15 protein-coding genes are annotated in these 13,356 nt (G+C 39.6%); 10 read left to right on the forward strand and 5 right to left on the reverse strand.

Annotated features, from left to right (window positions below; genetic code table 11):
* Positions 1-384 precede the first annotated feature (384 nt).
* Positions 385-1,437: a porin gene (locus B9T36_RS09200; protein WP_086209199.1), complete on the forward strand. Its 1,053-nt coding sequence runs from the start codon at positions 385-387 to the stop codon at positions 1,435-1,437.
* 436 nt (positions 1,438-1,873) lie between these two features.
* On the opposite strand, the gene B9T36_RS09205 is transcribed toward B9T36_RS09200, so the two are convergent.
* Together B9T36_RS09205 and B9T36_RS09210 are read right to left on the reverse strand one after the other, a co-directional pair.
* Positions 1,874-2,494 (reverse strand): YidB family protein, encoded by a 621-nt coding sequence (locus B9T36_RS09205; protein ID WP_086209200.1) that lies wholly within the window; start codon positions 2,492-2,494, stop codon positions 1,874-1,876.
* 102 nt (positions 2,495-2,596) lie between these two features.
* Complete coding sequence (locus B9T36_RS09210) at positions 2,597-3,064, reverse strand: DUF6231 family protein (RefSeq protein ID WP_086209201.1); 468 nt, start codon at positions 3,062-3,064, stop codon at positions 2,597-2,599.
* Positions 3,065-3,098: 34 nt separating this feature from the next.
* Between B9T36_RS09210 and B9T36_RS09215 the strand changes: the two genes are divergently transcribed.
* Positions 3,099-3,968, forward strand: a complete 870-nt coding sequence (locus B9T36_RS09215) for a DUF2797 domain-containing protein (RefSeq protein WP_086209202.1) — start codon at positions 3,099-3,101, stop codon at positions 3,966-3,968.
* Positions 3,969-4,049: 81 nt separating this feature from the next.
* Here B9T36_RS09215 and B9T36_RS09220 read toward each other — a convergent pair whose 3' ends face one another.
* From B9T36_RS09220 to B9T36_RS09230, 3 genes are all read right to left on the reverse strand, one after another.
* Positions 4,050-5,915: a SurA N-terminal domain-containing protein gene (locus tag B9T36_RS09220; protein ID WP_086209203.1), complete on the reverse strand. Its 1,866-nt coding sequence runs from the start codon at positions 5,913-5,915 to the stop codon at positions 4,050-4,052.
* 131 nt (positions 5,916-6,046) lie between these two features.
* Complete coding sequence (locus B9T36_RS09225) at positions 6,047-6,319, reverse strand: HU family DNA-binding protein (protein ID WP_004697018.1); 273 nt, start codon at positions 6,317-6,319, stop codon at positions 6,047-6,049.
* A gap of 168 nt (positions 6,320-6,487) precedes the next feature.
* Complete coding sequence (locus B9T36_RS09230; protein WP_086209204.1) at positions 6,488-6,955, reverse strand: phasin family protein; 468 nt, start codon at positions 6,953-6,955, stop codon at positions 6,488-6,490.
* A 193-nt stretch (positions 6,956-7,148) separates the two neighbouring features.
* Between B9T36_RS09230 and B9T36_RS09235 the strand changes: the two genes are divergently transcribed.
* From B9T36_RS09235 to fdx, 8 genes are all read left to right on the forward strand, one after another.
* A complete protein-coding gene (locus B9T36_RS09235; protein WP_086209205.1) occupies positions 7,149-7,796 on the forward strand; it encodes a hypothetical protein in 648 nt (215 codons plus the stop codon).
* 113 nt (positions 7,797-7,909) lie between these two features.
* Positions 7,910-8,383, forward strand: coding sequence for an Rrf2 family transcriptional regulator (locus B9T36_RS09240; RefSeq protein ID WP_004697011.1), 474 nt, complete (start codon positions 7,910-7,912; stop codon positions 8,381-8,383).
* A gap of 1 nt (position 8,384) precedes the next feature.
* The gene (locus B9T36_RS09245) at positions 8,385-9,602 is read left to right on the forward strand and encodes an IscS subfamily cysteine desulfurase (RefSeq protein ID WP_086209206.1); all 1,218 of its coding nucleotides are present in this window, start codon (positions 8,385-8,387) and stop codon (positions 9,600-9,602) included.
* A 104-nt stretch (positions 9,603-9,706) separates the two neighbouring features.
* Positions 9,707-10,093: a Fe-S cluster assembly scaffold IscU gene (gene iscU, locus B9T36_RS09250; protein WP_086209207.1), complete on the forward strand. Its 387-nt coding sequence runs from the start codon at positions 9,707-9,709 to the stop codon at positions 10,091-10,093.
* Positions 10,094-10,130: 37 nt separating this feature from the next.
* Positions 10,131-10,451 (forward strand): iron-sulfur cluster assembly protein IscA, encoded by a 321-nt coding sequence (gene iscA, locus B9T36_RS09255; RefSeq protein WP_086209208.1) that lies wholly within the window; start codon positions 10,131-10,133, stop codon positions 10,449-10,451.
* Positions 10,452-10,573: 122 nt separating this feature from the next.
* Positions 10,574-11,089: a Fe-S protein assembly co-chaperone HscB gene (hscB, locus tag B9T36_RS09260; protein ID WP_086209209.1), complete on the forward strand. Its 516-nt coding sequence runs from the start codon at positions 10,574-10,576 to the stop codon at positions 11,087-11,089.
* A 37-nt stretch (positions 11,090-11,126) separates the two neighbouring features.
* Positions 11,127-12,986, forward strand: a complete 1,860-nt coding sequence (gene hscA, locus B9T36_RS09265) for a Fe-S protein assembly chaperone HscA (RefSeq protein ID WP_086209210.1) — start codon at positions 11,127-11,129, stop codon at positions 12,984-12,986.
* Positions 12,987-13,002: 16 nt separating this feature from the next.
* Positions 13,003-13,341, forward strand: coding sequence for an ISC system 2Fe-2S type ferredoxin (fdx, locus tag B9T36_RS09270; protein ID WP_086209211.1), 339 nt, complete (start codon positions 13,003-13,005; stop codon positions 13,339-13,341).
* Positions 13,342-13,356 lie beyond the last annotated feature (15 nt).

Below are 13,356 nucleotides of genomic sequence, written 5' to 3' on the forward strand. Positions count from 1 at the left end.
AAAAGGCAGTAATTTAAATGCCTATACGGATGAATATATCTCAGAAATCACTCAACGTTTGAATCATCGCCCAAGAAAAAGACTCAGCTTTAAAAGTCCGAGTCAGGTATTATGGCAACAACATGGTGTTGCACTTCAAATGCTAATCTAAGTATCTAAAAATAATTAATATCAACCACATAAAACTCAAAACCACACTTTAACAATTTATCGCCGAAATGCCTTTGACTTTGAGTTGTTTAATATTTTTGTAATATTTCTTTAATATTAATGACTTATTTGTAATCAATAATGAGCGCCAAGAGACAGAAGTCTGATGGATAAAAAGACGACTGAATAACCTTTTATAGACGAATCAACAAAAAGTCTTTCTTGGAGCTACACATGAAAAAAACACTTTGCGCATTAGCAGTTGGGGCAACATTACTTACACCAGCTTTAACAATGGCTGCTGACGTAAAAATTTATGGCCGTGCGCATGTTTCTTTAGACTATCTTGATGATGGTGCTGACTACAACGAAGTTGGTATTTCTTCAAACTCTTCACGTCTAGGTTTCAAAGCTGAGCAAGAACTTGAAAACGGCATGACTGTATTCGGTCAAATTGAACAAGAAATTAACTTTGCGAGCGGTTCAGCAAATAGTGATCTTGAATTTGCAACACGTGATACTTTCGTTGGCTTAAAAGGTAACTTCGGTCAAGCACGTGTAGGTCGATTTGACAGCCCATTCAAAGCAGCACGTGGTCCAGTTAACTTCTTCGGCGACATGGTTGGTGATGTACGAAACGTAACACGTGTAGGCAACTTGAAGTTTGATGAGCGTAATGCAAATACCATCGAATATAAGTCACCTAAATTTGGCAATGGTTTTAATGTATTAGGTGCTCTTTCACTTCACGAAGCGAATAGCCCAGATGCTACAAAAAATGGCTCTAAAGACAAAGATAAAGCATACGACTTAGCTTTAACTTATAAAGAAGGCAACGTAGACTTCGCTGCTGCATACGAACACTATGAAGAAGAAGCAACAAGTGGCGAACGTGATGGTTTCCGTATTGCTGGCGCATATAAAATCACACCTGATTTTAACTTAGGTGGTATGTACCAATTTCTTCAACATGACAACTCTGATGCAAACCCTGACACGCAAGTATTCGGTGTAGCTGGTGAATATAAATTTGCACCAAAAACTTTAGTCCGTGGCGAAGTATTCTACCGTGATGTTGATGCTGATGATGCAAACTCAACATTACTCGCTGTTGGCCTTGAGCACCGTCTAGACAAAGCAGTACGCGTCTACGGCAACTTAGCAACTGTAATCAATGATGACAAGTCGAACTTAACACCATGGAAAGAAGGTCGCACAAACAGCGTAAGTGGTGTCGCAGGTGAAAATAGCCTTGGACTTTCTCTCGGTATGCGTTACGACTTCTAAGTTAAGCAGTCCAAAAAATTAAAAAAAACACGCTTCGGCGTGTTTTTTATCTGACAAGTTTGAATCTAGAAAAGGTTATTGCTGCATTAGAATTCATACTGATCAATCTAGAAATGACCTCATTTTCTTAGTTTTTGACTATTCACAACAGTAAGTAGAGTCTTACTATTTTAAATCAAATCTTCTAGACTCATTTTATTCCTTACGCAGTTTTTCTTATTTGCTAAATGCAATAAAGCAGGCTTGTCATTCGCATACCCTAGTTTACTGTGTCAGCGACTACAAAATTCATTAAGGGAATTAACATCGCCTTTAGACAAACAGTTGTGAATCATGTTTTTAAGTACCAGACACCTTGATGAATTTAAAAATCAAAAATACCAGTCAACTTCTTAGCTGACTGGTATTCAATACAGAGTTATTGTTCATGTAAAGCTTAACGTTTCAAGAAACCTGAAACCAAATTTAAAACTTGCTGAATATCTGCATTGGCCTCTTGTGGATTAGTTTGTCCTGCCTGAGGGGTTAAAGAATCAATGATCTGCGGTAAAACTTGTGAAATAGCACTATATACATCTTGTTTAGGCGCATTGACTTGTTGTGCAACCTGTTCTACATCAGCATCATCAAACAGGTTCTGTACCTGTTCTGGATTTACGCTGGCATTTTCTCCTGAGCCAGTCGATACCCAATCATCCACTTGACTGCTTAAGCCTTGCCCTTTGAGCTTATCCAAAGCCGCTTGTAAACCACCTTGCTGTTGAATCCACCCCAAAATCAAAGGCAATACAGCGATCAATAAACTTTTTCCACCACCTGAAAACCCAGAGTTCTGAGCATTTGACGTTTGTTGTGACTGCGCACCAGTTAAACCACCCAACACCGAACCTAAAATATCACCCAAACCACCCTGTGATGATTGCCCTGATGTATTTGTTCCAAGTTGTCCCAATACAGAGCCCAAAATTCCACCCAAACCGCCTTGTTGGTTTGACTGTTGCTGCCCTCCCATAGCCTGCTTAGCCAAGATTTCTATAATATTATTAAGGTTCGTCATCGTTTTATCCTTTGTAAGTTTTAAAACAGCATACGATGTTTAAATGGAGCCTACACGGATAAATTGTTAATTTTTGCTATGACTCAAGTCATATACGTCCTACTACCAACGAAATTTGTTCCAGTTTTCAGGGTTCGCCCAAAATTTTGAATTAAACCAATCTGGCACATGCTTATAAGTTAAAATATTAAACTGCCATAACGCAAAGTCTTGTTCGTGAGTTGTTTTATCTATGAGTTGAGTAAAGCCCAAAGCACGTAACAGTTGCTCATCTTGTAACTGACTGACCACCACAATCCGCTTTGCCATCAAATCTCTTAAACGCACCAATACTTGTGATTTTTGTTGCTCATTCACATTTTGCATTTCAATTGTATCCAAAAGCACGAAACCCAAGTCATAGCGCTGTGTAAAAGGCAGACTTAAAAAATCAGATACGCTAAAATATTGCCATTGAATAGATTGATGATGATCTGGGCTAAGATTTTGCCCAATGCATAATGCAGTTGAAATAGGCTGTTCTTGAGATAAATCGTCTAGCATAGAAGTAATGACGTTCAGTTCAGCCATAACCGCATCCTTAATATTAAGTGAGTAATTCTGTATGGAACTTCAAGGCATTTGCCATAAAATGCATGCAGGTCTTAAGGACCTTAGTGTAACTGATCAACATACACACAAGGCAAATGTTGAATATAAATTTATTTTAGATCGTTCAGAAGTTGACCTTCCTTTTAACTTAGGTCAAGAAATCGAAATCGAATGGACTGGTAAAATCTTCTGTGTCTCGTGCGGTGCTAAAACGTCTAAATCTTTTTCACAAGGTCATTGCTTCAAGTGTTTCAAAACTAAGGCCTCTTGTGACATGTGTATCATGAAGCCAGAAACCTGCCATTATCATTTAGGGACTTGTCGCGAAGATAGCTTTGCCCATGAAGTATGTTTTCAACCACATATCGTCTATTTGGCGAACTCAAGCGCACTAAAAGTTGGTATTACCCGGATTAGCCAAATGCCAACCCGTTGGCTTGATCAAGGAGCCACTCAAGCACTACCCATTATGAAAGTAGGCTCACGTCGCCTTTCAGGTCAGCTCGAAATCATGTTTGGAACGCAGGTTGCAGACAAAACCGATTGGCGTAAATTACTCAAGGGTGAAGCTGACCCATTAAACTTGATTGAAGTCCGTGAACAATTGCTCGAAGAGTTTTCACCTAAAATCCAAACCATTCGAGATGAATTTAGTCAGAATCTTGAGTTCAATGAAACGGTCGAAATTTTGGAAACCGAATTACCACGTGAATTTGTTTATCCAGTTGAGCAATATCCAGAGAAAATCAAATCTCACAACCTAGATAAAACTCCAGCCATTCGTGGCAAATTGCAAGGCATCAAAGGTCAGTACCTAATTTTGGATACTGGCGTAATTAACATACGTAAATATTCAGGCTATGAGCTCAAAATCCGTGCTTAAGCGTACTTCTCCCTAAGGCGAATTACTTCCCTTTAGATATAAAAAAACCTGCACGAATGCAGGTTTTTTTATTCGATATGATTATTTAATCTTTGCATGTGCTTTTAAGTATTGCACATAATCTTCTGACTCTTGCTGACCGCGAAGCTGTTGATATAGCTTAGAAAGCTCTGCCAACTGTTCATCCGTCAACGCATTAGACGTCGTCTTGTTTACATTTGATACTGCGACTACGACCATTTCAGTCGGCAATAATGCTGTTGTTACAGACCATTGCCCAGCTTTTGGCGTCGCCTGGCTAAATGCCGCACGCTCAACTACACGAGGAAGACCTTGCGAACGAATAAACACTTGCGGCGCAGTAAACGTTAAACCACTCTTCGCAACAACTGATGCCGCTGGTTGAGTTTTAAAGTCTTTTAAACTTTGCGCAATCTTCGCTTTCGCCGCTTCATACGCTTTTTGTTGAACTAATTTTGCTTTCACGCGTGGAGTTGCTTCTTGAAGCGTTTGCACACCTGCCGCATGGTAATCACGTACTTTGACCCAGACAACATCACCATTTGTAAGTTGAATACTACTGGTCGCGTTACGGTCACCGTTTTTAACGTCATCGTTAAACAGTTTCACTTTTACTGCTGCATTGCTTAATACAGGATGCTGTGTAGAAAGCGTCATACCTTTGACAGTTTGAACTTGTACGCCTTTCACTTCTTGTGAAACCACATCCAAAGCATCAGAATCTACAACTTGCTCATTTAAACTATTTACAGTGTCTGAAAACGCATTGGCTGTTTTACTTTTTTGAACTTCAGCAGTAAGTCGTGCTTTTTCAGTTTCAAAAGATGGCAACTTCACAGCAGGTGTGTCAGTTTCAATGACATGATAACCAAATTCAGTTTTAACAGGTGCAGACACTTGACCGGATTTAAGTGATGTTACAGCTTGATCAAAAGCATCACCAAATGTACCTTTGTTATAGACTGCCAGTACGCCACCATTAGACTTAGATGCTGTATCTTCAGAGTATTGAGCCGCTGCGGCTGCAAAGCTTGTGCCTGCTTTAATTTTTGCAACAACTTCTTCTGCACGCTTCTTCGCTTCAGCATCTGTACGCGTATCTACAGTAATTAAGATATGTTTCACCAAAGGTGCAACATTTTGCTTCTGTGCTTCAACAAACTGAGTATAAGCTTGTTGTAACTCAGTATCAGTGACTGGTGATGTCGTAGCAGGAACATTTGCAGGTGTTAACAACACATACTCTACATCTACACTTGCTACTTGTTTAAATGCTGATGGATGTTGCTTGTAGTAGTTAGCAATTTCTTGAGCTGAAACACTGATGTTCTTTTTGTATTCATCAAGATTTACATTGGCAAACTGTACGGTACGCTGTTCTGTTTGCAAATTCGCAATCTGCTGAATATCTAATTTACTCACCAAAGCATAATCAGCAAAAGTAGAACGCATCATTTTTAATGCATGATCTTGGCGCAGATTTGCAACCAAAGCATCACTACTCATTCCAACAGATTGTAAATAGCTAGAATACCGTGTTTCAGAAAATTTTCCATTTTCTTGAAAACTTGGTTGCTGAGCGATCATCTGTTCAATTTGAGTATCACTAAGTGAAATGCCTAGCTTTTCCGCCTGTTGCAACAACAAGGTATTAGAGATCAGTTGATCCATTGCTTTATCTTTGATAAAGCTTTGATTCAATAAAGTTTCATCACCATTGGCATAAGCCAAGAACTGTTCTTTAAAAGACGCTGTTAGTGTTTCTAGTTCCTTTTCAGAAATATCTTGACCATTGACTGATTTTACAGCGTCTTTTGATCCGCTACTAAAATATCCTTCAATACCTACAAGTGCTAAAGGGGTCAAAAACAAAATGAGTAAGGCTTTGCCCAACCAACCCTTAATAACTTTACGAAAAGATTCCATAAGTATTCCAATATTTTATTTGCACGAGATTTTAACTGAAAAGTAGCAATGAATGAATGTGTTATCGTCACATTTTCTAATGTTTAATAAAAAACGCGCCGAAATGGCGCGTTTAGGATTTATTTAAAAGATTATGCAACAGAATCTTTTAAACCTTTTCCTGCTTTAAAGCTTGGTACTTTGCTTGCTTTAATTTCTAAAGTAGCACCAGTTTGTGGGTTACGGCCAGTACGTGCAGCACGTTCTTTCACATTGAAAGTACCAAAACCAACAAGTGTAACTGTATCACCAGACTTAAGCGCTTCAGTGATTGAAGCAATTGTAGCGTCTAAGGCCTTACCAGCATCAGTCTTAGACAAACCCCCTTTTTCTGCAATTGCATCAATTAATTCTGATTTATTCATGTGGATCGCGTCCTCTTAATATCGTTTATTTAAGGTCCAAGAGTTTAGTATAAATTACCGTAACGCCTTTATAGCAATGCTTTAGGTGAAAACGCAATACTCTGTATAGGCTTTTTTGGAAAATAAATCACAAAAAAACCTTGAAATTGCTACAAAAGCACAACCAGATCACTTTTTATTCACTTTTTCGTTTAACTTCTTATTTTCTTCAATCAAAACATCTATTTTTTCGTTAAGCTGAAGAATTAAGTTTTCCAAGTACTGGATATCTTTGACCGTAACTAAACCAATACGGTTCAAAGAATGATTTACACTCCGGTCTACGATCTTCTCAACCTTATCTTTAGTATCCGTAACCGATTCACGCGCCTTTTCAGATACTTTTTCAACTGTTTGATCTGCAATTTCAGTGGTTTTTGATTCTAGCTCCTCGCCTACTTGGACGAGTGAGTCAAACAATTTATTGCCTTCCTCTTCCGCACGTGAGAAAGCACCTAAACCAGCCAACCAAATTTGCTTAGTGTACTTTCTAAAATCTAAACTACTTTTACGGTGAAAATGATGCTTAGTTCTTGTTTTTTTTAATGTTTCATCTTCTTGCAAAATATCATCCAACGCTCTATCTGCTTTTTCCATTAGCACCATCTCCTGCATGATTTATGTGCAAAAACTTCCAAAAAATCTTATAGATTGCACTATACTAGCAAATATTGGACTTGATCGTTTTGCAAAACTGTTCTACAAAGCATCTTTATTACATTTTTTATTTTAAGTCTGAAGTTTTTGCGAGCAGGATGCTCATTTCAGGTCAGGATTTAGGTTACTACTTATGAGTGATTCTCAAAAAGAACACAATCAAACACATATGCTACTCACTATGCTAATGATTGTTCTTGAGACGATCTTTTCTCTTATTTTAAAACATGACCGTGTGGTTGCTCTACATTCAAAAAAGTTTGTTGAGCAAAATATTGCGATTAAAATTAACAGCTATTTACCTTACTTCGACATCTATATTACCTTTAGTGAACAAGGTATTTTATTTGATGCGAAAGCACCTGAAAAACCTGTCGATCTCGATGTGCGCACTACCCTAATGGATTTAATTAAAATTTTCGTTTTTGGAAATCGTCGCAGTATTAAAACCATGCGTATTGATGGCGACATCATACTCAAAGATGAGTTCAGAGATTTAATTTTACACTTTAGTGCTCCTAAAGTTTTAGCCGACTGGAAAAACTGGTTAACTGAACCAACTGATCCACAAAATGTGGTTGCATCAAAAAAACGTATTGCGCCACTTTTAGAAAAAATTGATGATCAACGCTCTAAAATCAACACCCTACAAGTTGAAGTGAAACAATACAAAAACCGTATTCGTCGCATGGAGCAACGCCAAAAACGTATAAATGTCACATTTTTACTGTTTTCTATACTTTTGATTAGCTTATTGGTATATAATATTTGGCTTGCATAACTACATAATATTTCAAGCAAATTAAATACGCATAATCATTATTAAAAAAACTTGACTATTTTAGTCAGGATTCTTAAAATCGGCACATCTAGTCTAATCATGTGTATCGAATCATGCGCTTAACAACTCGCGGACGCTACGCAGTGACTGCTCTACTTGATTTAGCTTTGCAGCCAACTGAACAAACGATCACGCTTGCTGAAATTGCAGCTCGTCAAACTATCTCTGTTGCTTATCTTGAGCAGTTATTTGCGAAATTAAAGCGCCACGGCTTAGTTTCTAGCATTCGTGGTGCCAATGGTGGCTACCATTTAGCTCGTCGCGCTGATGAAATTACAGTATTAGCAGTTATTGAAGCTGTAAACGAAACAGTTGATGCCACTCGCTGTGACCATAAAGGCAACTGCCAAAATGGTGCAATGTGCTTAACTCACGATTTATGGCAAGAACTCTCCCATCACATTGCCGACTATCTCGCTAAAATCACTCTTGCTGACCTTGTAGCACGTGACAACGTCCAAAAAGTTGCCATTCGCCAAAACACAGCACCTTCAGATTCAGCCCTTTTATCGGTAACAGGTATTTGACATGAAACGTCCAATTTATCTTGATTATGCAGCAACAACCCCTGTAGACCCTCAAGTCGCTGAACGCATGATGGAATGTCTGACATTTGACGGCACATTTGGCAACCCAGCATCTCGCTCGCATGCTTACGGTTGGCAGGCAGAAGAAAAAGTAGAATATGCACGTGAACAAGTTGCGAACTTGATCAAAGCAGATCCACGCGAAATCGTTTGGACTTCTGGTGCTACTGAATCTGATAACCTTGCACTTAAAGGCGTAGCACAATTCTATGCGTCTAAAGGCAAGCACATTATTACCAGTAAAATTGAACACAAAGCTATTTTAGATACTTGCCGTGAGCTTGAGTCTGAAGGTTTTGAAATCACTTACCTTGAGCCACTACCAAACACGGGTTTAATTACCCCTGAAATGGTTGAAGCAGCTATTCGTCCAGATACCATTCTTGTTTCCCTAATGATGGTGAACAACGAAATTGGTACTGTGACTGATGTTGCAGCAATTGGTGAAATCACTCGTGCACACAAGATCTTCTTCCATGTCGATGCAGCTCAAGCCGCAGGTAAAGTTGAAATTGACCTTTCAACTATGAAAGTAGACCTAATGAGCTTCTCTGCTCACAAAATTTATGGCCCTAAAGGTATTGGCGCACTCTATGTACGTCGTACTCCACGCGTTCGCTTAAAAGCACAAATGCATGGTGGCGGTCATGAACGCGGTATGCGTTCTGGTACACTTGCAACACACCAAATCGTTGGTATGGGTGAAGCATTTGAACTTGCAGGTAAGAACTTAGCTTCTGAACAAGCACGCATTCGCGTACTTCGTGACAAGCTTTGGAACGGCTTACAAGACTTAGAACAAATTTTCTTAAACGGCCATCCAACACAAAACGTTGCAAACTACTTAAATGTCAGTTTCAACTTTGTTGAGGGTGAATCGTTAATGATGTCATTGAAAGACGCTGCTGTATCTTCTGGTTCAGCATGTACTTCAGCAACATTAGAACCTTCTTATGTATTACGTGCATTAGGTTTGTCCGACGAACTTGCGCACAGCTCAATTCGTTTCAGTTTTGGTAAATACACCACTGAAGCAGACATTGACCACGTACTTACAGTAACACGCTCTGCGGTTGAGAAACTCCGGGAACTTTCTCCACTTTGGGACATGTACAAAGAAGGTATCGACCTTTCTACAGTTGAGTGGGCTGAACACTAATTTTATCCTTTGAAGTCATTCACATACTGGATGACTTCATTGAAAAATCAAGTTTTAACCCCATATTAAATATTAACGCTGACCCCGAGGTTTGGAGACGCATCATGGCTTATAGCGAAAAAGTAATTGATCATTACGAAAACCCTCGTAATGTTGGTGTATTAGATAAAAATGCGGAAAACGTTGGTACCGGTATGGTCGGTGCACCTGCATGTGGTGACGTAATGCGCTTACAGATCCAAGTGGATGACAACGGTGTGATTGAAGAAGCACGTTTCAAAACTTATGGATGTGGTTCTGCTATTGCATCAAGCTCTTTAGTGACTGAATGGCTAAAAGGCAAAACCTTAGATGAAGCTCAAGCGATCAAAAATATTGATATCGCAACTGAGCTTGCTCTTCCTCCAGTAAAAGTACACTGCTCTGTGCTGGCTGAAGACGCGATTAAAGCAGCGGTTGAAGACTACCGCAGCAAAAAATCTAAAGCTTAATTGCTTTGCATTTTAAAGAACGATTAACGGAGTTTTCATGATCCATTTAACTGAAAATGCTGCAACTCATATCAGCAATTATTTAAAGAATCGCGGTAAGGGTGAAGGTATTCGCGTTGGCGTGAAAACTTCAGGCTGTTCTGGTTTAGCTTATGTGCTCGAATTTGTTGATTCAATTGATGCACATGACACCACTTTTGAGCAGTTTGGGGTAAAGGTTTTTGTCGATCCCAAAAGCTTGGTTTATCTCGATGGTATGGAGATGGACTATGTGAAAAACGGTTTAAACGAAGGCTTTGAGTTTAATAACCCAAACAAAAAAGGTGAATGTGGTTGTGGTGAATCTTTCACTGTATAAATCAAACCACAGGTTTGCCTTTTAGACATTAAAACAGTGTGTATTGCACTGTTTTAATTGCATTTACATAGCGTGTTTTTGCTTTTGCAAGCACTCCAAATTTAGCGCGGAACCCCCTTTCTATGAATCATTTTGAGTTGTTTAACCTCCCAGTAGCACTCGATATTGATTTAGCAGCCTTAAAAGCAGAGTTTTTAAAGTTGCAGCAACAATATCACCCAGATAAAGCTCTCGATAAAGATCAAGCCCTGATTAAATCAAGCGAGATCAATCAAGCATTTAAAGTTTTATCTCAGGTCGATAGCCGCGCAGGATATTTATTAGGTTTAAAAAAACAAGACTACCATCTTGATCAATCCATCAACGACTTTGAATTTCTTCAATCCGCATTAGAGATTCGCGAACAACTCGATGAAGCACGTTCAGCAGATGAATTACAATCGCTCAAAATTGACGTTCAACAATGGATTGACGGTTTAGTTCGTGAATTCAAAATTGATTTTGAAGCTGAAGATTGGGCCGAAGCACGTGATGATGTCCGCAAACTTCGTTTCTTTGTCAAAGTCATGCATGATATAGACAAAGCTGAAGATCGTTTTGAAGATGACGATAACTTTGATTTAGATGATGAATTTTAACCTATTTTTAATTTTTGACGCTCAAAGGATGTAACTCATGGCTCTCTTGCAAATTGCAGAACCTGGACAATCAAGTGCGCCACATGAACACCGTATTGCCATTGGTATCGACTTAGGTACAACTCACTCTCTTGTTGCCACTGTCCTTTCAGGCAAAGCCAAAGTTTTACACGACGAACAAGGTCGTGTCTTGCTTCCTTCGATCGCACATTATGGTACAAACCAAATTCAGTATGGCGATGAAGCAAAACCCTTTTTGACTTCCGATCCTAAAAATACCATTGTTTCGGTCAAACGTTTTATGGGCCGTTCTAAAGCCGACATTAAGTTTCAACACCCATACACTTTAGTGGGTGAAGATAATCAAATGCCCGCTTTTGAAACATCACAGGGCCGCAAAACCCCTGTCGAAGTGTCCGCTGAAATTTTAAAGCAATTGAAAGATCGTGCTGAAGCAAGCTTAAAAAATGAAGTCAATGGTGCAGTGATTACCGTTCCTGCATACTTCGATGAAGCTCAGCGTCAAGCAACACGTGATGCCGCACAACTTGCAGGTTTAAACGTATTGCGTCTTTTAAATGAGCCTACCGCTGCTGCAGTTGCGTATGGTCTCGACCAAGACACCAATCTTGCACATGATCATAACTATGTAATTTATGACTTAGGTGGCGGTACGTTTGATGTTTCCATTCTACGCTTTTCACAAGGCGTGTTTGAGGTCTTAGCAACAGGTGGCCATACCGCATTAGGTGGTGATGATCTTGATCGTTTAATCGTAAAATGGGCGAAAAAAGAACTCAACATTGAGCAGTTCGACGATACTGAATATGCACATGTTTTGGTTGCTGCGCGTAAAGCCAAAGAAGCTTTAACAAACGCAGAAAGCGTACATTTGCAGGTGCTAGAGCATAGCCTGACTCTTGATCGCACGACATTTGAAAGCATTATCAAAGTTGCTTTAGATAAGACGATTAGCGTGTGCAAACGCGTGCTCCGCGATGCCAAGCTTGAACTTAGCGACATTCAAAACGTAGTCTTGGTTGGTGGTTCAACACGTTCTTACGCTGTACAAAATGCTGTTCGTGAAGTGTTTGCTCAAGAACCATTGTGTACGATCAATCCAGATGAAGTTGTCGCAATTGGTGCATCAATTACTGCTAACCAGTTGATTGGCAATACAGCAGATGGGGCATTACTACTTGATGTCACCCCACTATCTCTCGGTCTTGAAACCATGGGGGGCTTGGTTGAGCGTCTTATTTCACGCAATACAGCCATTCCCGTTGCACGTCGCCAAGAGTTCACGACTTACCAAGATGGTCAGACTGCGATGCTGATCCACGTGGTTCAAGGCGAACGTGATTTGGTTGAACATTGTCGCAGCTTAGGTCGCTTCGTTCTTCGTGGTATTCCACCTATGACTGCAGGTCAAGCACGTATTGAAGTGACCTTCCAAGTAGATGCCGATGGCTTACTGACGGTTTCAGCTAAAGAAACAACCTCTGGCGTACATGCACAAATTGACATTAAGCCATCATATGGTTTGGCTGATAGCGATATGGAACGCTTACTGCTTGATGGTTACAAGTTTGCTGAAGAAGATAAAAATCTTCGCCACTTACAAGAAACCAAAGTCGAAGCCAAACGTGAACTTGAAGCTTTAGAACAAGCACTAAAAGTAGATGCACACCTACTCACAAGTGAGCAGCAAGTTGCATTAAATGCAGCCAAAATTTCACTAGAGGCAACGCTTGAAACAACAGAAATCAAGGCCATTGAATCTGCTGTTGAACAGCTTAAAATACACAGTGATGCTTTTGCAGCAGCACGCATGAATCAGCATATCGATGCTGCGCTGAAAGGCACAAAACTCGACGACTGGTCAAACTCAAACTAATTTATAGGTAAAGACTATGCCACGTATTAAAGTTCTTCCACATGCGCAAATCTGCCCAGAAGGTGCTGAGTTTGAAGTCGAGCAAAATGCAAATCTTTGTGAAAGCTTACTCAAAAATGGAATCAAAATTGAACACGCATGTGATATGTCTGCTGCATGTACAACGTGTCATGTGGTGGTGCGAAAAGGTTTTGACAGCTTAGAAGAAATGAATGATATTGAAGCTGATTTACTAGATCGTGCTTGGGGCTTAGAGCCTGATTCTCGCTTATCTTGCCAAGTGAAGTTAGTAGATGAAGACTTAGAAGTTGAAATCCCGAAATACACCATTAACCATGCGTCTGAAAATCACTGATTTTGCAAACATTAA

Origin of the sequence: Acinetobacter sp. ANC 4204 (assembly GCF_002135205.1) — a bacterium.
GTDB lineage: Bacteria > Pseudomonadota > Gammaproteobacteria > Pseudomonadales > Moraxellaceae > Acinetobacter.